A 22,621-nucleotide genomic window follows, 5' to 3' on the forward strand; every position below is an offset into this window, starting at 1 on the left:
GAACGAATGACAACAGAACAGAAAAAACGCGTGGTGGTGATCGGTGGCGGCCCGGCCGGCCTGATGGCGGCCGAGGTCCTGGTCGAGGCGGGTCTGGCCGTGGACCTCTTCGATGCCATGCCCTCGGTCGGGCGCAAGTTCCTGCTGGCCGGCAAGGGCGGTTTGAACCTCACGCACTCCGAGCCGGTCGACCGTTTTGCCGAGCGTTATGGCACACGCCGCACGCAGATCGAGGGCCTGCTGGGCAGTTTCGGTGCCTTGCAGCTGCGCGAGTGGGCGCAGGGGCTGGGTATCGAAACTTTCGTCGGCAGCTCGGGCCGCGTGTTCCCCAAGGACATGAAGGCCGCGCCCCTGCTGCGCGCCTGGCTGCAGCGCCTGCGCCATCCGTCCCAAGGCGGGCCGGGGGTGGTTTTCCACATGCGGCACCGCTGGATCGGCTGGGCCGACGATGGCCGTACCTTGCGCTTCGAATCGCCCGAGGGAGACGTGGCCGTGCAGGCCGATGCCGTGGTGCTGGCCCTGGGCGGTGGCAGCTGGGCCCGGCTGGGCTCGAACGGCGCCTGGGTGCCCCTGCTGGCCGCGCGTGGTGTGGCGGTGGCGCCGCTTTTGCCGGCGAATTGCGGTTTCGACGTGAGCGTGCAGCGTGAGCTGCCGCCCCAGGGGCAGGTGCTGCCCGTGCAGGCGGTGCCCGTCCCCGCAGGCTGGAGCGAATTTTTTGCCAGCCGGTATGCGGGCCAGCCCTTCAAGACGGTGTCCATTTCCTTCAGGAACACGCAGGGTCAGACCTTCCAGCGCAAGGGCGAGTTCGTCGCCACGGCCACCGGCGTGGAAGGCAGCCTGATCTACGCCGCCTCCAGCCTGCTGCGCGAGGAGATCATCCGCAGCGGCCACGCCACGCTGACGCTGGACCTGCTGCCCGACATGACGGCCGAACGCGTGCTGGCCGAGGTGATGCACCCGCGCGGTTCGCGGTCGCTCTCCAGCCACCTCAAGAGCCGGCTGGGCATCGAGGGCATCAAGGCGGCCGTCTTGCACGAGCTGCTGGGCAAGGAGGACATGCACGACAGCCACAAGCTCGCGGCTGCCCTCAAGGCCTTGCCGCTGCAGCTGGTGGCCGCTCGCCCCATCGACGAGGCCATCAGCAGTGCCGGTGGCGTGCTGTTCGAGGTGCTGGACGAACACCTGATGTGCGAGGCCCTGCCGGGTCTGTTCTGCGCGGGCGAGATGCTGGACTGGGAGGCGCCCACCGGCGGTTACCTGCTCACGGCCTGTCTGGCCAGCGGCAGGAAGGCGGGCGAGGGCGTGCGGCGTTACCTGGCCTCCCCACGTTCAACTTAGGACGACCATGCCCGCCAACGAAATCAAGGTGACCTCGGCCGGTGTGGTGGCCGGCAAGGAACTGCTGATCCCCACGGGTGAGCAGGGGCCGACCCTGCCCCATGTCCAGGACTGGGTGACCAGCCGGCTCAAGGCGAAGTCACCCGTGAAGGATGTCAGTGCGGCCGTGCTGGTGAAAGGCATCAAGCAGTGGGCAGCCTACGAGGAGAAGGCGGGGGGCAGGAAGATCCGGACCGTCTTCAAGATCACGTAGGCCGGGAATTTCTGCGTCACCTGCAGGGAAGACTTCCAGGTGACAGAAATCGGACGACCCATCGGTCCAATGTGCGGGAAACCCTCATCAACATGGGGTTCCCTCTGAATGAGGTGACGGACCTCGACCCCGGCACTGGCTCCACAGTTAGGGCTGCTTGGTTCCCCACCTGACCCGGTTGGCCGCTTCACCATGCGGGAAGGCCCGTCGCTTTGTATTGTAAGGGCTGGGGGCCGAACTTAAAGGCCGCCAGTCCAGAAAAATCGGCACGGCCCACACGTAGAATCCAGCGCATGTCCTATCTCGTGCTCGCGCGCAAATACCGGCCGAAAAGCTTCACCGAAATGGTGGGGCAGGAGCACGTGGTGCGGGCGCTGGGCAATGCGTTGCAGACGGGACGCCTGCACCATGCCTACCTGTTCACCGGCACGCGTGGCGTGGGCAAGACCACGGTCTCGCGCATCCTGGCCAAGTCGCTCAACTGCGTGGGCCCGGACGGCTCAGGCGGCATCACCGACCAGCCCTGCGGCGTCTGCCAGGCCTGTACCGACATCGATTCAGGTCGTTTCGTGGACTACACCGAGCTCGACGCCGCCTCCAACCGCGGTGTGGACGAGGTCCAGGCCCTGCTGGAGCAGGCGGTCTACAAGCCGGTGCAGGGCCGCTTCAAGGTCTTCATGATCGACGAAGTCCACATGCTCTCGAACACGGCTTTCAACGCCATGCTCAAGACGCTGGAAGAGCCGCCCGAGTACCTCAAGTTCGTGCTGGCCACGACCGACCCGCAGAAAGTGCCGGTCACGGTGCTGTCGCGCTGCCTGCAGTTCAACCTGCGGCCCATGGCACCCGAGACCGTGCTGGAGCATCTGGTCAAGGTGCTGGCCGCCGAGAACGTGCATGCCGAGCCGGCGGCGCTTCGCCTGATCGCGCGCGCGGCGCGTGGCTCCATGCGCGATGCGCTCTCCCTGACCGACCAGGCCATTGCCTTCGGCTCGGGCCAGCTGCAGGTCGACACGGTGCGCCAGATGCTGGGCAGCGTGGACCGCTCGCACGTCTTCAAGCTCATCGATGCCCTGGCGCAGGGCGATGGCAAGTCCGTGGTGGAAACCTCGGAGACGCTGCGCGTCAACGGCCTGAGTGCCGCCTCCACGCTGGAGGAGATGAGTGTGGTGCTGCAGCGCATGGCCGTGCTGCAGGCTGTGCCCGACAGTGCCGATGAATCCGATCCCGAGGCGGCCGAGACCGCGCGCCTGGCCGCCTTGCTGCCGGCCGACGAGACACAGCTGCTCTACAGCCTGTGCCTGCACGGACGCGGCGAACTGGGCCTGGCGCCCGACGAATATGCCGCGTTGACCATGGTGCTGCTGCGCCTGCTGGCCTTCAAGCCCGGCGCGCTGCCGCCTGGCGGAACGGCTGAAAAAAAAACACTGAAAACGCCTGAGGCCGCCGCGCGGCCCCAGCCCGTGATGGCGGCAGCGCAGGCCGCCGCGCCCAGGCCGCTGTCTGCTGCGCCGACACCGCCGGTGGCAGCACGTCCCATCGCAGCACCCGCCGCCCGCCCAGCCGGCGCCACGCCGCCGGGCCAGGTGCTGTCCGTGGCGGATGACGAACATCCCGCGCAGCCTGCCAAGCCTGTGACCGCCATGCAGTCCGCCCAGGTGGTGGCCGTGCCCGTGCGGGTGGCCCCCGAATCGCGCGCCGACCTGCCCGCGCCCGGTGCGCCCCTGGTGCCGACCGAGGAGGGGGGCTACTGGCACCAGGTGGTGCGCGGCCTCGTGGCCAGCGAGGCCGTGACGGCCCTGGTGCGCGAACTGGCCTTGCAATCACAGCTGGTGGCGCGCGATGCCGACCAGTGGCTGCTGCGTGTGGAACGCGAGTCACTCAACTCGGCTTCCAGCCGTGAACGCCTGCAGGCGGCCCTGCAGGCCGCCGGGCATGCCGTGACCCTGGCCGTGGAGATCGGCCGCGTGGGCGACAGCCCGGCCCGGCGCAATGCCGCCATCGCGGAAGAGAAGCAGCTGGCAGCGGAAAAGCTCATCCAGGAAGACCCCTTTGTGCAGGCCATGATGCGCGACTTCGGCGCGAAAATCGTGCCCGGCAGCATCAAGCCCATCGAACCGAATAGTCAACCGAAATAAGGAACACCATGTTCAACAAAGGACAACTCGCCGGCCTCATGAAACAGGCCCAGGCCATGCAGGACAACCTCAAGAAGGCGCAGGACGAACTGGCCTTCATCGAAGTCACGGGTGAGTCGGGCGCCGGCCTGGTCAAGGTGGTCATGACCTGCAAGCACGACGTCAAGCGCATCACCATCGATCCCAGCCTGCTGGCCGAGGACAAGGACATGCTGGAAGACCTGGTGGCCGCGGCCTTCAACGCAGCGGTGCGCAAGGCCGAGGAAACCAGCCAGGAGAAGATGGGCAAACTCACGGCAGGGATGCCCGGATTGCCGGGCGGCATGAAATTCCCCTTCTGATTCGTGTCCGACGCCCACTCCCTCGACGCGCTGATCCAGGCCCTGCGCCGGTTGCCGGGCGTGGGCGTGAAGTCGGCCTCGCGCATGGCCTTTCACCTGCTGCAGCATGACCGCGAGGGCGCGCAGCTCCTCTCGCGGGCCTTGCAGGAGGCGGCCAGCAGCGTGCGCCACTGCACGCGTTGCCATACCTTCAGCGAGGCCGAGGTCTGCCCGACCTGCCTGGACCCGGCACGCGACGCCAGCAAGCTCTGTGTGGTGGAGACACCGGCCGACCAGATGGCGCTGGAGCGCACCGGGGCCTACAAGGGCCTGTACTACGTGCTCATGGGCAAGCTCAGTCCGCTCGACGGCATCGGTCCGCGCGACATCGGGCTGAAGCAGCTGTTCGAGCGTGCCAGCGACGGCTCGGTGCGCGAGGTCATCCTGGCCACCAACTTCACGGCCGAGGGCGAGACCACGGCGCACGTGATCGCCGAGGCGCTCAAGGTGCGCGGTGTGGCCTTCACGCGGCTGGCACGCGGTGTACCCATCGGCAGCGAACTGGAGTACGTGGACCTGGGCACCATCGCCCATGCCCTGGTGGACCGGCGATAATCCGCCGCAGATTTCGAAAGCCCTGCGACCCATCCCCTTCCGACAAAAACATCATGACTTTTGCCCGCTTCACCCTGGCCTACTGGTGTGTCCTGATCGCCGCGCTGCTGCCCATCGTCTGTGCCTGGATCGCCAAGTCCGGCATGGTGGGCAAGCCCCGGCGCGAAGGCGGTTACGACAACGACAACCCGCGGGCCTGGCTGGCGAAGCAGACCGACTGGCGGGCCCGTGCGCATGCAGCGCAGCAGAACAGCTTCGAGGCGCTGCCCCTTTTCATCGGGGCGGTCATCATCGCCCACCAGCTGGGCGCCCACCAGGCGCGGCTGGACGTGCTGGCCTTTCTCTTCGTCTTCCTGCGCCTGTTCTACATCATGGCCTACGTCGCGGGCATGGGCACGGTGCGTTCCGTGGTCTGGGCCGTGGGTCTGGCCGTCAACGTGGCCATCCTTTTCCTGGGTTATCGCTGAGTTGCAGGGCGGCGGCGCTGCCCGGTTTTTCTTTTTAGGTGTAAACCCGCTCGGGATGTTTCCCGATGCGGGTTTTTTTGCGTCTTGATAGGCTGGGAACACCAAGAAACCTGTTCGAGTTCCGGGAGTCATCAAAATGAGCACACATCACATCAACCGCCGTCAGTTCACGGCCGCCGCCGCCCTGGCGGCCTCCTCGCTGGCCGCACCGGCCCTGCGGGCCCAGGGCCCCCTGGAAAAAAACAAGGTGGCCATCGCCGTTGGTGGCAAGGCCTCCTTTTATTACCTGCCGCTGACCATCGCCGAGCAGCTGGGCTACTTCAAGGCCGAGGGCCTGGAGGTCGAGATCAGCGACTTCTCGGGGGGCGCACGCGCGCTGCAGGCCGTGGTGGGCGGCTCGGCCGACGTGGTCAGCGGTGCCTACGAGCACACCATCAACCTGCAGAACAAGGGCCAGATGTTCCAGGCCTTCGTGCTGCAGGGGCGCGCGCCCCAGATCGCGTTGGGCGTGTCGACCAAGACCCTGCCCAACTACAAGTCGGTGGCCGATCTGCGTGGCAAGAAGATCGGCGTGACGGCGCCGGGATCGTCCACCAACATGATGGCCAACCTGGTGCTTTCGCGTGCCGGCCTCAAGGCGAGCGACGTGAGTTTCATCGGCGTGGGAACTTCGGCCGGGGCACTGGCGGCACTGCGCTCGGGACAGATCGATGCCATGAGCAACATCGACCCGGTCATGACCATGCTGGAGCAGAAGGGGGATGTGCGCATCGTCGTGGACACGCGCACGCTCAAGGGCACACGGGCGGTCTTTGGCGGCCCCATGCCGGCGGGCTGCCTGTATGCGCCGATGGCTTTCCTGCAGAAGCACCCGAACACCGCCCAGGCCCTGACCAATGCCATGGTGCATGCGCTCAAGTGGCTGCAGACGGCCGGCCCCAGCGACATCATCAAGACCGTGCCCGAGGCCTATCTGCTGGGTGACCGCGGGCTCTACCTGGCCTCCTTCGAGAAGGTGCGCGAGGCCATCGCCCTCGACGGTGTTTTCCCCGAAGAAGGCGGCAGGACGGCGCTGCGTGCGCTGGCCAGCTTCGACGCCACGCTCAAGGCCGACAAGATCGACCTGTCCAGGACCTGGACCAACCAGTTCGCCGCCCAGGCCAAGGCCAGGTTCAAGGCCTGAACTGGTCGCAGCCCACGGCCGGGCGCAGGCGTGTTTCCCGGCCGGTGTTTTCTGGTATATCGTTCACGGGTTTTTCGGTGGGGCGCAGGCGTGTGATTGACGGTCGCCGTTGCCCTGTCTGTGCATCTACCGTCAGCAGGGGGATTTCCATGGTCGAACGTGTTCGGCGCCTGTTTTTGCTTGCATCAGCTGCATGTCTCGTCGCTTGCGGGTCCGGCTCCATCGGACCGGAGCGCGATATCAACGACCCGGGCAATTCACTGGTCTTCGCCTACGTCGACATGTCCGAGGCGCCCACCAAGATCGATGGCGCCAGCCTCAAGCCCCAGGGGGAACCGGGGTACTGGCACATGAACGTGGCCAAGGACGGCCAGTTGCTGAGCCAGCCCTACCTGCCGCCGGGTTCGTACCAGATGGCCTCCCTCGAAGGCTCGGGCTTTTTTGCGGGCAACAACGTCTACAGCTTCCCGACCTACGGCCGCAACCAGACCGCCGTGCGGATCCAGAAACCCGGCATCTACTTCATGGGGGCCTACCGGTATGCCAAGGTCAAGACCGGCATGTTCGAGGCGGGCAAGTTCGCCATCGAGCGGGTCAATTCGCCTTCTGAGGTCGAGTTGCTGCAGCGCCTGCAGAAAGAGGACTGGGTCAAGGGCACGCAGTGGGAGGCCCGCCTGCGCAACCGCATCGCGGAGCTGGGCAGGAAATGAGCATGAACCGCATGTCATCTGTGTACCGCCTGGCCTGGGCCGGCGTCGCCGCCCTGCTGCTGACGGCTTGCGTGCCGACCAGCCGCATCCAGCCGGTCGAGAAGCTGGCCGATCTGCCTTCCGGTGACGTCGTGCTGGTCGGCCGCATCGAACTCGATCCCCCCCTCAAAGCCGGGGAGCAGAAGCTGAGCAAACGTTATGCGGAGTACGAGCGCCTGGCCCTGGTGATCGTGGACGAGGAGCCGCGCGAGATGGACCGCCTGGGCCTGGGTGACATGAAACAGCGCATCAACGCGCCCCTGGGCCAGAATTTCTTTGTCCATCATCCGGCCCGGCCTTTCTACATCCTGAAGTCCTGGGTCGTGATGCAGGCCGAGATCAAGGTCCAGTCCCCCAATGCGCGCATGGAAGACCCTCTTGCGCCCCTGCAAGGCCTTTTTCGGGTCGACGTGCGGCCAGGCGACAAGGCGGTGTACATCGGCACCATCCGCTACCACCGCGATGAATTCTTTGGCACCACCAAAGTGGTGGTCCGCGACGATCACGCTGCCGCCAACGCCGAATTCCAGCGTCGCTTCGGCACGGGTCTGAGCCTGCGCAAGTCCCTGGCCGTTCCTGTGGCCCGACGCTGAGACGCCGGATCGCATGTCCCCAGGTTCTCCCCACGCGCTGGAGTTGCTGGACATCAGCTGCACCTTTGCGGGTGCAGCAGGCGGGCCGTCCTATACCGCCGTGGCCGACACCACCTTGCGCGTGGCCGCCGGTGAGTTTGTCTCCGTGGTCGGGCCCACCGGCTGCGGCAAGTCCACCCTGCTCAACGTCGGTGCCGGTCTGCTGGCGCCCAGTGCCGGCGAAGTGCGTGTGTTCGGTCAGCCCTTGCAAGGCCTGAACCGGCGCGCCGGCTACATGTTCCAGACCGAGGCCCTGCTGCCCTGGCGCAGCGCGCTCGACAACGTGATGCTGGGCCTGCAGTACCGTGGAGTGCCGGACGCCGAGGCCCGCGCGCAGGCGCTGGACTGGCTTGCCCGGGTGGGACTGGGCGGTTTCGGCGACCGATACCCGCACCAGCTCTCGGGCGGCATGCGCAAGCGCACCGCGCTGGCCCAGACCCTGGCGCTGGACCCCGACATCATCCTGATGGACGAGCCCTTCAGCGCCCTGGACATCCAGACGCGCCAGTTGATGGAGGACGAGGTGCTGGAGCTGTGGAGCGCGAAGAAGAAGGCGGTGCTGTTCATCACGCACGACCTGGACGAAGCCATCGCCATGAGCGACCGCGTGGTGGTGCTGTCGGCCGGGCCGGCCACGCGGCCGATCGGCGAGTTCAGCATCGACCTGGTCCGTCCGCGCAATGTGGCCGAGGTGCGGGCGACACCACGTTTCATCGAGCTGCACACGCAGATCTGGAACGTGTTGCGCGAGGAGGTTCTCAAGGGCTACCAGCAGCAATTGAAGAAAGCGGCCTGAGATGACGGTGTGGCAACGCTTCAAGCCCCACGCCGGCAACCTGCGCCTGTGGCAGTTGGGCGTGCTGCTGCTGTTCCTGGGCCTGTGGCAGCTGGCCTCAAGCGATGCGCAACTGGCCTTTTTCCTGGGGGAGCCCATCAAGGTGGCCGGGCGCATCTGGTCCTGGTTCCTGCCCTGGGCTGTGCCCCCAAATGTGCTCTTCCCCGATGGCTTGAATGGCAACGCCGACATCTACCGACACCTGGGCACCACGCTGCTGGAGACCTTTCTGGCCTTCGGCATCGGCACCGTGCTGGGCCTGGCCTGCGGCCTGTGGCTGGCGCTGTCGCCCCTGGCCAGCGCCATCCTCGATCCCTACATCAAGGCGGCCAATGCCATGCCGCGCGTGATCCTGGCGCCCATCTTCGCCATGTGGTTCGGCCTGGGGATCTGGAGCAAGGTGGCGCTGGCCGTGACCCTGGTGTTTTTCATCGTCTTCTTCAACGTCTACCAGGGCGTGCGCGAGGTCAGCCCGGTGGTGCTGGCCAATGCGCGCATGCTGGGTGCCAACCAGCGCCAGTTGCTGCGCACCGTCTACCTGCCCAGTGCCACGGCCTGGGTCTTCTCCAGCCTGCACACCTCGGTGGGCCTGGCTTTCGTGGGGGCGGTGGTGGGCGAGTACCTGGGTTCGGCGCGGGGGGTGGGTTACCTGATCCTGCAGGCCGAGGGAACCTTTGATGTCAACACGGTGTTCGCCGGCATCGTGGTGCTGACCGCATTTGCGCTCCTGCTCGACGGCCTGGTGGGGCGCATCGAGCGCCACCTCATGAAGTGGCAGCCGCGCGCAGGCGAGACGCAGAAACTCTGAGCGGCCTGGGCTGCGGCTGGTGGCCTACATGAACACCACGACCTTGTCGCCGGGCTTGAAGCTGGCTTTCTCGCTGACCTTGTTCCAGCGGGCCACGGCACTGACGGGCAGGCGGTAGCGCTGGGCAATGTTGGCCACCGTGTCACCGCGCCGGCCGACCTTGAGCACGGTACGGCGTGTTCCGCTGGCCGTGCGCGCAGTCTGCTCTCGCGCGAGATGCAGTTGACCGTTGTCGGCGATGCGCTCGGTCACGTCGCGCACCTGGCTGGCTGGGCGTGGCACCAGCAGGGTGGAGCCGGCGCGGATCAGCATGCGCGGCGGGATGCGGTTGACGTAGCGCAAGTCGGCTTCGCTCATCTTCACGCGTCGGGCCGCTTCGTCCGGTTTCATGGTGGTGGGCGCGATCCAGACCGTCCAGCTGGAGAGGCGTGTACCGGCGTAGGCGTCCAGGTTGCGCTGGAAGATGGCGGCGTTGTCCCAGGGCAGCAGGATCTGCGGCGTTCCCGCGGCCAGGATCACCGGCCGGTGCATCGAGGGGTTGAGCGCCTTGAAGTCTTCCAGTGGCACCTCGGCCAGCTTGGCGGCCAGCGCGACGTCGATGTCACGCGTGATGGTGACGCTGTCGAAGTAAGGGTGGTTTTCGATCACCGGGAGCTTGACGCCGAAGGCGTCCGGCCGGGCCACGATGTTCTTCATGGCCTGCAGCTTGGGGATGTAGTAGCGCGTCTCCATGGGCATCTTCAGGTCCAGGTAGCTGGTACCTTTGCCGCTGCGCTGGTTCTTGGCGATGGCGCGTCCCACGCTGCCTTCCCCCCAGTTGTAGGAGGCCAGCGCCAGATGCCAGTCGCCGAACATGCCGTACAGGCGCTCCAGGTAGTCCAGCGCGGCCTGGGTGGAGGCGAGCACATCGCGCCGGTCGTCGCGAAACGCATTCTGCTTGAGCTGGTAGAGCTTGCCGGTGCTGGGGATGAATTGCCACATGCCGGCGGCGCGGGCGTGCGAGTAGGCCTGCGGGTTGTAGGCGCTCTCGATGAAGGGCAGCAGGGCCAGCTCGGTGGGCAGGCCACGCAGTTCCAGTTCCTCGACGATGTGGAACAGGTACTTGCGCGAGCGCTCGGCCATGTTCTCCAGCTCCGCGGGGCGGGCGGCGTACCACTGCTCGCGGCCCGGCACGAGCTCGCTTTCCAGGTCGCTCATGGCAAAACCGCGGCGGATGCGCTCCCACAGGTCGGTGGGCGCCGTCATCGCCGCCACCGGACGGGGTGCGGGCTCCTGCGAGTCGATGGGCGTCAGGGCACCCGCCGGGTATTCGGGCTGATGGCTGGGCGACGGCGGCGGGCTGTACGCAGGACTGACGGCGGCGGTGGGGGGCGTTTCCTGGGCCGGGTTGGCCGAGGTGTCGCCGGGGCCGATGCTGGCGCAACCACCCAGCGCAAGGAACAGACCGGCCAGGGCGGCGTAACTGAAAAGCTTCATTTGAACTGGTTTTTCCATTCGCGCAGGGCGGCGAAGATGCTGATCTCGTCGCTGGCTGCCGCTCTGGCCAGAACGGCACGGGTGACAGCAGGCTGGCGCGAGCGCAGGAAGGGGTTGATGTCGCGTTCGACGGCGATGGTCGAGGGCAGGGTGGGCTGCTGGCGTGCCCGCAGCGCTTCGCACTGCCGGCTGTAGTCCTGCAGTGCGGCGTTGTCGGGTTCGACGGCGCGCGCAAAACGCAGGTTGCCCAGCGTGTATTCATGGGCGCAGCACACGCGTGTGCTGCCGGGCAGGGCGGCCAGGCGGTCCAGCGAGGCCAGCATCTGCGCCGGCGTGCCTTCGAACAGGCGGCCACAGCCACCGGAGAACAGCGTATCGCCGCAGAACAGCAGGGGCTGGCCATCGCAATCTGATGTGTACCAGGCGATGTGGCCGGCGGTGTGGCCGGGCACATCGAGCACGGTGAAGTGCAGGCCCAGCAGGTCCAGCGTGTCACCGTCCTGGAAGCGCTGCAAGGGCTCGGGCATCTGCTCGCCCGCCGGGCCGTAGACGACGGCACCGGTGGCCGCGCGCAGCTCGTCCACGCCGCCGACGTGGTCGGCATGGTGGTGGGTGACTAGAATCGCCTTGAGTTGCAGGCCCAGGGTCTGCAGCGCCTGCAACACCGGTTGCTCATCACCGGGGTCGACGACCAGAGCCTGGCGCCCGTCATGCAGCATCCAGATGTAGTTGTCGTCGAAGGCGGGCAATGGAAGCAGTGTCATGAATGAGGGAATTATAGGTTTGCAGGACTGGTTTGAGACCCCGGCCGGGTCTTATCTGTTGGCATGGGAGCAACAGCAGTTCGATCGCCTGGTGGTCGACATCTTCGGTTACCACGCCCTGCAGCTGGGCCTGCCCGCGCTGGATGCGCTGGCAGCCAACCGCATGTCGCACCGCTGGCTGGCCACCAGCCATGCCGTGCCCCCCGGGGCCGCGAATGCGCGCTCAGCCTTGCTGAGCGACTATGCGGCCTTGCCCTTTCCCGAGGCCAGCCTGGACCTGGTGGCCTTGCCGCACACACTGGACAGCCACCCCGACCCGCATGCCACCTTGCGCGAGGTGGCGCGGGTGCTGGTGCCGGGCGGGCGCGTCGTGCTCAGCGGTTTTAATCCCCTCAGTCTGTGGGGGCTGCGACAGCGGCGCGAGCGCCTGTGCCGGCGTTTCAATCTGGGCACCTGCCTGCTGCCTGAGCCGCTGGAGTTCATCGGCTACTGGCGCCAGCGCGACTGGTTGCGCCTGCTGGATTTCGAGGTCGAGGTCAGTCATCACGGTGCCTACCGGCCGCTGCTGGGCAGCGACAAGTGGCTCAAGCGCTGGAGCTGGATGGACCGAGCCGGTGCGCGCTGGTGGCCTTACTTCGGTGCGGCCTACTTCCTGGTGGCGGTCAAGCGCGTGCACGGTGTGCGCCTGCTGGAGCCAGCCTGGAAGAAGGTCGGCAGCAAGGCCACGGGCACGGTGCCGCTGGTGCGCCGCAGCAGCGACAATCACGTCCACACGAGCAATGGAAACCACGAGTGAACACAGTCGAGATTTATACCGATGGCGCCTGCAAGGGCAACCCCGGCCCGGGCGGATGGGGCGTGCTGCTGAAATCCGGCGGCGTGGAGAAGGAGCTGTTCGGCGGTGAGCGCGAAACCACCAACAACCGCATGGAGATGCTGGCCGTGATCATGGCGCTGGAGTCGCTCAAGCGGCCCTGCCACGTGATCCTGCACGCCGACAGCCAGTACGTGCTCAAGGGCATCACCGAGTGGCTGGCCGGCTGGAAGGCCCGAGGCTGGAAAACGGCGGCCAAGCAGCCGGTGAAGAACGTGGACCTGTGGCAGCGGCTCGATGCACTGGTGGCGGGGGCGGGCCACCGCATCGAGTGGCGCTGGGTCAAGGGCCATGACGGCGATCCGGGCAACGAGCGGGCCGATGCGCTGGCCAACCGCGGCGTGGCCCGGGTTTTGTAAAGTTCCTGCAAAGCGTCCCTGCCGGGGAGAAGACCTGCGGGTATTGCGCATGCAGAAGCAGCGCGGGACTGTTACATTCAGCAGCAGTCCTGCTCTGTCGAGCGGGTGACCGAACGATAGTCGATTCATCCATGGCCTCCAAATATCTCTACCCTGTGGTTGCCGTCGTCGGCATCGCTGCGGCGTCCACGGCCGCCTGGTGGTACCAGAGCAAACCATCGGCGCCGGCGGCAGCCAGCCGCGCCAGTGCCGGCCCGGCCGCAGGGGGCGCGCCCGCTGCCGGGGGCCCCGCGCGGCCGGTCACGGTGGAGGTGGCCAAGGTCCAGGTGGTGAAGCTGGTCAATGATGTGCAGGCCGTGGGCAGCCTGCGTTCGCGCCAGGGCGTGATGCTGCGCCCCGAGGTCAGCGGGCGCATCACCCAGCTCAATTTCCGTGACGGCGAGCGCGTGCGCAAGGGCCAGTTGCTGGTGCAGTTCGACGACCAGCTGCAACTGGCGCAGATCAAGCAGAGCCAGGCCGAGCTGTCCATTGCCCAGGCCAACCACAAGCGCAACCAGGAGCTGCTGGCGCAGAACTTCGTCAGCCAGCGCTCCCTGGACGAGAGCGCGGCCAACCTGGAGGTGGCGCAGGCCAAGCTGGCGCTGGCGCAGGCCACGGCGGCACGCCTGAAGATCCTGGCGCCTTTTGACGGCATCGCCGGCATCCGCAACGTCAACGTGGGCGACTACCTGAAAGACGGTACCGACATCGTCAACCTGGAAGACATCGACACCGTCTACGTCGACTACCGCCTGCCCGAGCGTTACCAGACGCAGGTCCGCTCCGGGCAGCGGGCCACGGTCGAGCTGGACGCCTTGCCGGGGCGCAGGTTCGAGGCGCGGGTGCAGGCCGTCGATCCGCTGATCGATGCCAATGGGCGTTCCGTCGGCGTGCGCGCCAGCATCACCAACCAGCAACTCCAGCTGCGTCCGGGCATGTTTGCGCGGGTGAGCACCGTGTTCGGCGTGCGCGAAAAGGCCCTGGTGATCCCGGAGGAGGCCATCGTGCCGCAGGCGGGACGGCAGTTCGTCATGAAGCTGGTGCCGGGTCCCGACAACGACACCCTGGTGTCGCAGCGTGTGCCGGTCAAGGTCGGTATCCGCCGTCCGGGCCAGGTCGAGATCCTCGAAGGGCTCAAGGAGGGGGACACCGTGGTCACGGCCGGCCAGCAGCGCCTGCAGCGCGACGGCAGTCCGGTCCGGGTGATGGAACTGAACCGCCCGGTGAACTGAACAGGCCTCTGGAGTCACCATGCAACTGCCCGAAATTGCGATCCGCCGCCCGGTGTTCGCCACCGTGCTCTCGCTGCTGGTGCTGCTGATCGGCGCGGTGAGCTTCACCAAGCTGCCGGTGCGCGAGTACCCGAAGATCGACGAACCGGTGGTGACCGTCACGGTGCGTTATGCCGGTGCCTCGGCCGAGGTGGTGGAGTCCCAGGTGGCCAAGCCGCTGGAAGACTCGATTGCTGGCATCGACGCGGTGGACGTCCTCACCTCGATCTCGCGTGCCGAGCAGGCGCAGATCACCGTGCGTTTCCGTCTGGAAAAAGACGCCGATGCCGCCGCCGCCGAGGTGCGCGACCGCACCGCGCGCGTGCGCAACAAGCTGCCGCAGGCCATCGACGAGCCGGTCATCGCCAAGGTGGAGGCCGATGCCTTCCCCGTCATCTGGCTGGCCTTCTCCAGCGACACGCACACGCCGCTGCAGCTCAACGAACTGATCAACCGTGTGGTCAAGCCGCGTCTGCAGACGGTCAGCGGCGCCGCCGACGTGCGCATCTTCGGCGAGCGCAAGTACGCCATGCGGGTCTGGCTGGACCCGGACCGCCTGGCCGCCTACAAGCTGACCACGCAGGACGCCGAGGACGCGATTCGCCGCAGCAATCTGGAAGTGCCGGCCGGTCGCATCGAAAGCCGCCAGCGCGAGTTCTCCGTGACCTCCAACACCGATCTGATGAAACCGGCCCAGTTCGGCGAGATCGTGATCCGCACCGTCAACGGCTTCCCGGTCAAGCTGCGTGACGTGGCGCGCATCGAGGAGGGTGCCGCCGAGGAGCGCACCTCGGTGCGCATCAACGGTCGCCCGGCCATCTCCGCCGGTGTGATCCGCCAGGCCACGGCCAACCCGCTGGAGCTCAGCCAGGGCGTGCGCGAGATGCTGCCCAGGCTGGAGGCCGACCTGCCCAAGGGCATCACCATCACCATTGCCAACGACAACTCGGTCTTCATCGACCGCTCGATCAAGAACGTGTTCACCACCATCCTGGAAGCGGTGCTGCTGGTGGCCCTGGTGATCTTTGTCTTCCTGCGCACCCTGCGCGCCTCCATCATTCCCATCGTCACCATCCCGGTCAGCCTGATCGGCACCTTCGCCCTGATGGCGCTGGCCGGTTTCACCGTCAACACCCTGACCCTGCTGGCCCTGGTGCTGGCCATTGGCCTGGTGGTGGACGACGCCATCGTGGTGCTGGAGAACATCTACCGCCACATCGAGGAAGGCATGGAGCCCTTCAGTGCCGCCATCAAGGGGGCCAAAGAGGTGGGCTTCGCCGTGGTGGCCATGACCTTGACGCTGGCCGCCGTCTACGCGCCGCTGGCCTTCACGCCGGGGCGCACCGGCCGTCTGTTCGTCGAATTCGCCCTCGCGCTGGCGGGTGCGGTGATCGTCTCGGGCTTCATCGCCCTGACGCTCTCGCCCATGATGTGCTCGCGGCTGCTCAAGCACAATCCCAACCCCTCCTTCTTCGACCGCTGGATGGAGCTGCGTCTGACGGCGCTGAGCAATGGCTACGAGCGGCTGCTGCGGCGCGTGTTGGGCATGCGCTGGCTGGTGCTGGCGGTGATGGCCGGTGTGGTGCTGGCCATCGCTGCCGTGCTGCCGGGCATGAAACGCGAGCTGGCGCCGCTGGAAGACCGCGGTGTGATCCTCAACGTGATCAATGCGCCCGACGGCGCCACCATGGCCTACACCGACAAGTACGCCAGTGCCATCGAGAAGATCGGCAGCCAGTACCCGGAGTTCGACCGGGTTTTTGTCGTGCTCGGCAATCCGACCGTCAGCCAGGCCAACGTGACCCTGCGCGCCGTCGACTGGGACGAACGCAAGCGCACCACGCTGGAGATGGCGCGCGAGATGCAGCCCCGCATTGCCGCGCTGCCGGGGGTGGCGGCCTTTCCCATCACCCCGCCTTCGCTGGGCCAGGGTTTCCGCGAGCGGCCGGTGAACTTCGTCATCCTGACCTCCGAGAGTTATGAGAACCTGAACCAGGTGGTGCGCCAGTTCCTCGACGAGATCGCCAGGAATCCGGGCATCCAGGGGGCCGACGTGGATCTGCGGCTGAACAAGCCCGAACTGAAGATCGACGTGAACCGCGAAAAGGCCTCGGACCTGGGGGTCGGCGTGGATGCCGTGGCGCGCGCCGTCGAGACCATGCTGGGCGGTCGCCTGGTGACACGTTACAAGAAGGGCGGTGACCAGTACGACGTGATCGTGCAGACCCAGTCCCTGGGGCGCGACACACCCGATGACATCGAGCGCATCTTCGTGCGCGGCCGCAACGACACCATGATCCCGCTGGCCTCGCTGGTCACGGTGCGTGAATCGGTGTCGCCGCGCGAGCTCAACCACTTCAGCCAGCGCCGTGCAGTCACCATCACCGCCAATCTGGCGCCTGACTACTCCCTGGGGCAGGCGCTCGATTTCCTGGACCAGGTCAGTGCCCGGGTGCTCAAGCCCGGTTACACCACCGATCTGAACGGCACCTCGCGCGAGTTCAGGAACTCGCAGGGCTCGCTCACCATCGTCTTCGTGCTGGCCCTGCTGTTCATCTTCCTGGTGCTGGCCGCGCAGTTCGAGAGCTTCGTCGATCCGCTGGTCATCATGCTCTCGGTCCCGCTGTCCATGATAGGCGCGCTGCTGGCGCTGAAATTGAGCAACGGCTCGCTCAACGTCTATTCGCAGATCGGCCTGATCACGCTGGTGGGACTGATCACCAAGCACGGCATCCTGATCGTCGAGTTCGCCAACCAGATGCGCGAGCAGGGCCTGGACATGGTCGAGGCCGTGGTCAAGGCCTCCAGCCAGCGCCTGCGTCCCATCCTGATGACCACCGGCGCCATGGTGCTCGGTGCCCTGCCACTGGCCTTGTCCACCGGGGCAGGGGCCGAGAGCCGCATCCAGATCGGCTGGGTCATCGTGGGCGGCATGACGCTGGGCACGCTGCTGACCATCTTCGTCGTGCCCACCATGTACACCCTGCTGGCGCGCAAGCACGCGCCCGGGGCCGACAAGCGCACGGTCAGCGAGGCCGCAGCGCACGAAGCCGAGCTGGTCGCCAAGTAGTCAGCGAGTCAGCGCCCCGGGCCATGCCGCACAATCAGCGGCATGAGCCTGCCCTCCACCGATGACCCCGGCCTGAGTTCCGCCGAAGCCGCGCGTCGCCTGGCCGAAGACGGCCCCAATGCCCTGCCGGGCGACGGCGGCCGCAGCTGGTTGCACATCGTGCGCGAGACCGTGCGCGACCCCATGTTCTCCCTGCTGCTGGCCGCCGCCGGCCTCTACCTGCTGCTGGGCGAGTTGCAGGAGAGCCTGAGCCTGGCGCTCATGGTGTGCGTGGTGATCGGCCTGACGCTCTACCAGGAAGGCAAGACGGAGCGCGCCATCCAGGCGCTGCGCGACCTGTCCAGCCCGCGCGCACGTGTCATCCGCGACGGCCAGGCGCAGACCCTGGCCGGCCGTGAACTGGTACGCGGTGACCTTTTGCTGCTGGCCGAAGGCGACCGCGTGGCAGCCGATGCCCAGTTGCTCTCGACCGGCGAGTTGCAGGTGGACGAATCCCTGCTCACGGGCGAGTCGGTGCCGGTCAGCAAGAACGCGCAGGCGCCGGCGCTGCATGCCGGCACGCTGGTGGTGCAGGGGCAGGGTCTGGCGCGTGTGAGCGCCACCGGGCCGCGCAGCCAGATGGGCCAGATCGGTCACGCGCTGCAGACCGTGCAGGCCGAGGAATCGCCGCTGCGGCGCCAGACCCGCAGCCTGGTGCACCGGCTGGCCTGGCTGGGCCTGGGCTTGTGCCTGCTGCTGGTGCTCATCCAGGGGCTGTCCAGCGGTGACTGGCTGCAGGCCCTGCTGGCCGGCATTGCCCTGGCCATTGCGATGATGCCCGAGGAGTTCACGGTGGTGCTGACCGTGTTGCCGGCGCTGGGGGCCTGGCGACTCTCGCACCAGCAGGTGCTGACGCGCCGTATCGCGGCCATCGAGACCCTGGGCGCGACCTCGGTGCTGTGCGTGGACAAGACCGGTACGCTGACCCAGAACCGCATGCGCGTGGCCAGTCTGCATGCGGGCGGCGCCGAACTGGTGCTGGACGGAGTGCCGCGCAGCGATTTGCCCGAGGACTTCCATGAACTCGTGGAATACGCCATCCTGGCCAGCCGCATCGACCCCTACGATCCGATGGAGCAGGCCTTCCATGCCCTGGGCCGGCAGTTTCTGGCGCAGACCGAGCATCTGCACGCCCGCTGGTCACTGGTGCATGAATACGCGCTGACACCGGAGTTGCGGGCCATGGCCCATGTCTGGAAAGGCGAAGCGCAGGATTTCCACGTGGTGGCGGCCAAGGGCTCACCCGAGGCCATCGTCGATCTCTGCCATCTCGATACGCCACGTCGGGCTGAGGTGGCCGCTGCCGCCGATGCCATGGCCGCACGCGGCCTGCGCGTGCTGGGCGTGGCGCAGGCCCGGCATCCCGGCCCGCCCTGGCCGGCTGGCGAGCATGACTTCAACTTCCAGTTCATCGGCCTGCTGGGCCTGGCGGACCCGCTGCGTGAGGAAATCCCGCAGGCCGTGCGCGAATGCCGCGAGGCCGGCATCCGCGTGGTGATGATCACCGGCGACTACCCGGTCACGGCGCGCGCCATTGCACGCCAGGCCGGACTGGATGCGCAGGAGGTGCTCAGCGGCGACGAACTCGAGCGCTTGCCGGATGCCGAACTGCAGCAGCGCCTGCGCACGGCCAGCATCTGCGCGCGCATCACACCGGCCCAGAAGCTGCGCATCGTGCAGGCCCTGCAGGCCACGGGTGCGGTGGTGGCCATGACGGGCGACGGCGTCAACGATGCGCCGGCCCTCAAGGCGGCGCACGTGGGCGTGGCCATGGGGGCACGCGGTACGGATGTGGCGCGCGAGGCGGCGGCCATCGTGCTGGTGGACGACAACTTTGCCTCCATCGTGCGTGCCGTGCGCCAGGGCCGGCGCATCTTCGGCAACCTGCGCAAGTCCATGAGCTACATCATGGCGGTGCACGTGCCCATCGCCGGCATGGCGCTGCTGCCGCTCTTGCTGGGCTGGCCCATCGTGCTGTTTCCCATGCACATCGCGCTGCTGGAGCTGGCCATCGACCCGGCCTGCGCCATGGTGTTCGAGAACGAGCCGGCCGACGAGGACGTGATGCAGCATCCGCCACGCGACCCGGCCGCCCCGCTGTTCGCCGGCGGCACGCTGGTGCAGGCGGTGCTGCAGGGCCTGGGTGTGCTGGCTGCGGTGCTGGGTGCCTACCTCTGGGGGACGCGGGAACTGGACGAAGCGCAGGCGCGTTCGCTGGCTTTCAGCACCCTGGTGCTGGGCAACCTGGCGCTGATCGTCTCCAACCGCGCCGGCCCGCGCGGCTTGCTGGCCTCGTTGTGGGTGCCCAACGGCATGCTGTGGGGCGTCATGGTCTTCACGCTGGGGCTGCTGGCCCTCGCGCTCTACCTGCCGCCACTGACCGGCGTGTTGCACATGGCGCCGCTGTCAGCGGGGCTGCTGGCCCTGGCGGCCGCTGCGGCCGCAGCCTGTGTGGTATGGTTTCAGGGACTGAACCACCTCATGAAGAACCTGCGCGTGCGAGGCCCATGAAACGCTACCGGCCCAGGCTGGCCCGGCGCCCGCGCCTGCATGCCTTCATCGTGGCCGGTGTGGGCGCAGGCCTGGGCCTGTTGGTCTTTGTCCTGTTCCTGGCGCGGGGCCAGCTGCAGCAGATCGACGAGACCCAGTGGTCCCTGAGCCGCAAGATCCAGGGCATCACCAACGACACCCGCAACGTCCTGCGCCGGCTCAACGAGCACCACTCCCCCGACTGCAGCGACGCCAATCTGCGGCTGCTGCGCCAGGAGATCTTCCACTCGACCCACCTCGGCGACCTGGGTGTCTTCGACGAGCAGCAGCGGCTGGTCTGCACCACGGTCATGGGGGTGCTGCCACGGCCGGTGCGCCTGCCGCCGCCGGACGCCATCGTGCGCACCCCCCAGGGCGAGGAGCACGCCCTGTATTTCAACCTGCCCCTGCTGGTGGCCGATATGCGCGTGCGGGCCATGGTGGCCCGTTCCGGGCGCTACAACGTGGTGGTGATCCCGCTGGTCCTGGAGGAGCTCTACGCTGTCGAGGAGGGCACCTTGCGGGTTCAGCGTCTCGATGGCAGCTTGCAACTGGCCCATGCGGACCCGGCAACGCCTCCGGCGCTGCTGGAGCGTTTGGCCCAGGCGCAATGGTTCGAGCAGTCCTGGCACGGCTACAGCTGGCGCGACCGGGCGTTTGTATCGTCGCGCCGGATCGAGGGGACGCCGTACGTGAGCCAGTTCGTGGTGCCCCTGACGCGTTTCGTGCAGGACCATGCGCAGTACCTGGCCCTGGGCCTCGTGCTGTCCATGCTGGCGGGCGCGCTGCTGTACGCGGCGCTGCTGCCCGTGCTGAGGCGCTGGGGAGAACTGGATCACCGGATTGCCGGCCTGCTGAATGCACGCAACATCCTCTGCCTGTACCAGCCCATCGTCGAGATGCGCAGCGGCAAGCCCGTCGGTTGCGAGGTGTTGATGCGCCTGCGTGACGGCGACGACGTCCTGACCCCCGATCGTGTGCTGCCTGTTGTGGCGCGCTGCGGCCTGTGGTGGGCGCTCGACGAGGTCGTGGTGCGCCAGGGCTTGGGCGAGTTGTGCGCCCGCCTGCCGGCTTCCAGCGACCTGAAAATCTCTTTCAATTTTTTCCCTGGAAACATCCAGTGCCAGCGCCTCACAGCCCTGATCGGCTCGGCACGGGCGCAGTACCCGCACCACGCGCTGCGCCTCGACATCGAGGTGACCGAGCAGTCCGAGCAGGGGGCCCTGGCGGCCGAGATGGCCGGCCTCAGGCGGGCCGGCTACCAGGTGTCGATCGACGACTTCGGCACCGGCTATTCGAACCTGTCCAGCGTGAAGGCGCTGGCGCCCGACACCCTGAAGATCGACAAGTCCTTTGTCTTCGAGATGGAGGATGCCAGCGTGCGCTCCTCTCTGATCCCCGAGATCGTGGGCATTGCCCGCGCCGTCGGGGCCCGGGTGGTGGCCGAGGGGATCGAGAACGAGGCTCAGCGAGAGCGCCTGATCGCCTTCGGGGTGGATTACGGGCAGGGTTATCTGTTCGCCCGGCCGATGGCGATCGACGCGTTCATGGCCTGGCTGGAGCAGGCCGGCGCGCTGCCGCGGCCCTAGATCACGCCGTCGAACATCATCACGTCGACCTCATCGCCCGGGGCGACGTTGCCCTGGCCGTGGTGCAGCACGATGAGCCCGTTGCCCTGCACCATGGAGCTGAGCACGCCCGAGCCCTGGTTGCCGGTGGTGCGCACCTGCAGGCTGCCGTCGGGGGCGGAACTGACGAAACCACGCTGGTACTCGGTACGCCCCGGTTTCTTGCGCATGGCTTCCAGGCAGCGTGCGCGCAGCAGGGGGGCGGTGCTGCGGTGCAGCCCATCATCTTCAACAGGGCGGGGCGCACGAAGGCCAGGAAGGTCACCATCACGGCCACCGGGTTGCCGGGCAATCCAAAAAGCACGCAAGAGCGGCTCTCGGCGCTGATGCGGCCTACCGCCATGGGGCGGCCCGGGCGCATGGCGATACGCCAGAAGGCCACGTCGCCCAGCTTTTTCATCATGGCCTTGGTGTAGTCGGCCTCACCTACGCTGACACCGCCGCTGGTGATGATGGCGTCGGCCTCGGCCGCCGCACGGCGGAAGGTGGCTTCGAGCTTTTCCGGGTTGTCACCCACGACGCCATAGTCCAGCACCTCGATGCCCAGCCGCTTGAGCAGTCCGAAGACGGTGTAGCGGTTGCTGTCGTAGACCGCGCCTTCGCGTGGCGCTTCGCCCAGGCTCAGGATCTCGTCGCCGGTGGAGAAGTAGGCGACCTGCAGGCGGCGCCAGACGCGCACGGTCGGGATGCCCAGGCTGGCCGCGAGTCCGAGTGCCGCCGGCGAGAGTCGCGTGCCCTGGCGCAGCGCGGGCTGGCCCTGCATCACGTCCTCACCCTTGAATCGGCGGTTGTCGCCGGGCTGCAGCAGACCGGGCGGGATGGTGATGGTCTCGCCCTCGGCCTTCGCAAACTCCTGCGGCACCACGGTGTCCAGGCCTGCCGGCATGATGGCGCCGGTCATGATGCGCAGGCACTGGCCCGGGCCGACTACACCGGTCCAGGCCTTGCCGGCCAGGGCGGTGCCGACCGGGGTCAGCGTGAGCGGAGCATCGGCGCGCAGCTGGGAGCCGTCAAAGGCGTAGCCGTCCATGGCCGAGTTGTCGTGCGGCGGCACGCTGACGGGGGAGACCACGTCCTGCGCCAGCACGCGGTCCAGCGCGTCGAAGAGGGGCAGTTCTTCGGCCTGCGTGACCGGCTCGACCAGGCGGGCCAGGAAGTCGTTGACGGAGGCGGCGCTCAGGGCCTGCGGGTCGTAGCCCTGCAGTTCGGCGGCGATCTGCTCGATGCTTTTCAT

At 67.3% G+C, this 22,621-nt stretch carries 18 protein-coding genes, 1 other RNA gene and 2 pseudogenes; 17 read left to right on the forward strand and 4 right to left on the reverse strand.

Features of this window, described 5'->3' with window-relative positions; genetic code table 11:
* The first annotated feature begins 6 nt into the window (after positions 1–6).
* Both HTY51_RS06025 and HTY51_RS06030 read left to right on the forward strand, forming a co-directional pair.
* Positions 7–1,338 (forward strand): TIGR03862 family flavoprotein, encoded by a 1,332-nt coding sequence (locus HTY51_RS06025; RefSeq protein WP_174251884.1) that lies wholly within the window; start codon positions 7–9, stop codon positions 1,336–1,338.
* A 7-nt stretch (positions 1,339–1,345) separates the two neighbouring features.
* The gene (locus HTY51_RS06030) at positions 1,346–1,591 is read left to right on the forward strand and encodes a hypothetical protein (RefSeq protein ID WP_174251885.1); all 246 of its coding nucleotides are present in this window, start codon (positions 1,346–1,348) and stop codon (positions 1,589–1,591) included.
* 112 nt (positions 1,592–1,703) lie between these two features.
* On the opposite strand, the gene ffs is transcribed toward HTY51_RS06030, so the two are convergent.
* Positions 1,704–1,800, reverse strand: an RNA gene (ffs, locus tag HTY51_RS06035) — signal recognition particle sRNA small type.
* Positions 1,801–1,884: 84 nt separating this feature from the next.
* On the opposite strand from ffs, the gene dnaX reads away from it, so the two are divergent.
* The 9 genes from dnaX to HTY51_RS06080 all read left to right on the forward strand — a co-directional run bounded on the left by dnaX (position 1,885) and on the right by HTY51_RS06080 (position 9,338).
* Complete coding sequence (gene dnaX / locus HTY51_RS06040) at positions 1,885–3,729, forward strand: DNA polymerase III subunit gamma/tau (RefSeq protein WP_174251886.1); 1,845 nt, start codon at positions 1,885–1,887, stop codon at positions 3,727–3,729.
* A gap of 8 nt (positions 3,730–3,737) precedes the next feature.
* Positions 3,738–4,070 (forward strand): YbaB/EbfC family nucleoid-associated protein, encoded by a 333-nt coding sequence (locus tag HTY51_RS06045; RefSeq protein ID WP_174251887.1) that lies wholly within the window; start codon positions 3,738–3,740, stop codon positions 4,068–4,070.
* A gap of 3 nt (positions 4,071–4,073) precedes the next feature.
* Positions 4,074–4,664 (forward strand): recombination mediator RecR, encoded by a 591-nt coding sequence (gene recR / locus HTY51_RS06050; RefSeq protein WP_174251888.1) that lies wholly within the window; start codon positions 4,074–4,076, stop codon positions 4,662–4,664.
* 53 nt (positions 4,665–4,717) lie between these two features.
* Positions 4,718–5,131: an MAPEG family protein gene (locus HTY51_RS06055; RefSeq protein WP_174251889.1), complete on the forward strand. Its 414-nt coding sequence runs from the start codon at positions 4,718–4,720 to the stop codon at positions 5,129–5,131.
* A gap of 136 nt (positions 5,132–5,267) precedes the next feature.
* Positions 5,268–6,314: an ABC transporter substrate-binding protein gene (locus HTY51_RS06060; RefSeq protein ID WP_174251890.1), complete on the forward strand. Its 1,047-nt coding sequence runs from the start codon at positions 5,268–5,270 to the stop codon at positions 6,312–6,314.
* A gap of 149 nt (positions 6,315–6,463) precedes the next feature.
* The gene (locus HTY51_RS06065; RefSeq protein WP_174251891.1) at positions 6,464–7,024 is read left to right on the forward strand and encodes a hypothetical protein; all 561 of its coding nucleotides are present in this window, start codon (positions 6,464–6,466) and stop codon (positions 7,022–7,024) included.
* 2 nt (positions 7,025–7,026) lie between these two features.
* A complete protein-coding gene (locus tag HTY51_RS06070; protein WP_174251892.1) occupies positions 7,027–7,656 on the forward strand; it encodes a hypothetical protein in 630 nt (209 codons plus the stop codon).
* A gap of 13 nt (positions 7,657–7,669) precedes the next feature.
* Positions 7,670–8,491, forward strand: coding sequence for an ABC transporter ATP-binding protein (locus HTY51_RS06075; protein ID WP_174251893.1), 822 nt, complete (start codon positions 7,670–7,672; stop codon positions 8,489–8,491).
* Position 8,492: 1 nt separating this feature from the next.
* On the forward strand, positions 8,493–9,338 hold the full coding sequence (locus tag HTY51_RS06080) for an ABC transporter permease (RefSeq protein ID WP_371733862.1): 846 nt from the start codon (positions 8,493–8,495) through the stop codon (positions 9,336–9,338).
* A 24-nt stretch (positions 9,339–9,362) separates the two neighbouring features.
* Here the strand turns inward: HTY51_RS06080 and HTY51_RS06085 are convergent, their stop codons facing one another.
* The gene (locus tag HTY51_RS06085; RefSeq protein WP_174251894.1) at positions 9,363–10,814 is read right to left on the reverse strand and encodes a transglycosylase SLT domain-containing protein; all 1,452 of its coding nucleotides are present in this window, start codon (positions 10,812–10,814) and stop codon (positions 9,363–9,365) included.
* Positions 10,811–11,578 (reverse strand): hydroxyacylglutathione hydrolase, encoded by a 768-nt coding sequence (gene gloB, locus HTY51_RS06090; protein ID WP_174251895.1) that lies wholly within the window; start codon positions 11,576–11,578, stop codon positions 10,811–10,813. Before gloB ends, HTY51_RS06085 begins: the two co-directional genes overlap by 4 nt.
* Positions 11,579–11,597: 19 nt before the next feature.
* Here gloB and HTY51_RS06095 point away from each other — a divergent pair, with 19 nt between their 5' ends.
* The 6 genes and pseudogenes from HTY51_RS06095 (at position 11,598) to HTY51_RS06120 (ending at position 21,348) form a co-directional block, all read left to right on the forward strand.
* Positions 11,598–12,374, forward strand: a complete 777-nt coding sequence (locus HTY51_RS06095; protein ID WP_254607003.1) for a class I SAM-dependent methyltransferase — start codon at positions 11,598–11,600, stop codon at positions 12,372–12,374.
* Entirely contained in the window at positions 12,371–12,811 is a 441-nt protein-coding gene (rnhA, locus tag HTY51_RS06100; RefSeq protein ID WP_174251897.1) for a ribonuclease HI, read from the forward strand. The genes HTY51_RS06095 and rnhA overlap by 4 nt, the downstream gene beginning before the upstream one ends.
* Positions 12,812–12,942: 131 nt before the next feature.
* A pseudogene (locus tag HTY51_RS06105) lies at positions 12,943–14,073 on the forward strand (efflux RND transporter periplasmic adaptor subunit); the annotation flags it as partial.
* A 28-nt stretch (positions 14,074–14,101) separates the two neighbouring features.
* Positions 14,102–17,191 carry an efflux RND transporter permease subunit gene (locus HTY51_RS06110; RefSeq protein WP_174251899.1) on the forward strand — a complete coding sequence of 1,030 codons (3,090 nt, stop codon included), beginning with the start codon at positions 14,102–14,104 and terminating at the stop codon, positions 17,189–17,191.
* A 42-nt stretch (positions 17,192–17,233) separates the two neighbouring features.
* Positions 17,234–19,741, forward strand: coding sequence for a cation-translocating P-type ATPase (locus tag HTY51_RS06115; RefSeq protein WP_174251900.1), 2,508 nt, complete (start codon positions 17,234–17,236; stop codon positions 19,739–19,741).
* Positions 19,738–21,348 carry an EAL domain-containing protein gene (locus tag HTY51_RS06120; protein ID WP_174251901.1) on the forward strand — a complete coding sequence of 537 codons (1,611 nt, stop codon included), beginning with the start codon at positions 19,738–19,740 and terminating at the stop codon, positions 21,346–21,348. Before HTY51_RS06115 ends, HTY51_RS06120 begins: the two co-directional genes overlap by 4 nt.
* Here the strand turns inward: HTY51_RS06120 and glp are convergent.
* A pseudogene (gene glp, locus HTY51_RS06125) lies at positions 21,345–22,621 on the reverse strand (gephyrin-like molybdotransferase Glp). The gene HTY51_RS06120 and the pseudogene glp sit on opposite strands and share 4 nt — an antisense overlap.

The sequence above is a fragment of the Rhodoferax sp. BAB1 genome, assembly GCF_013334205.1.
Taxonomy (GTDB): Bacteria; Pseudomonadota; Gammaproteobacteria; order Burkholderiales; family Burkholderiaceae_C; genus Hylemonella.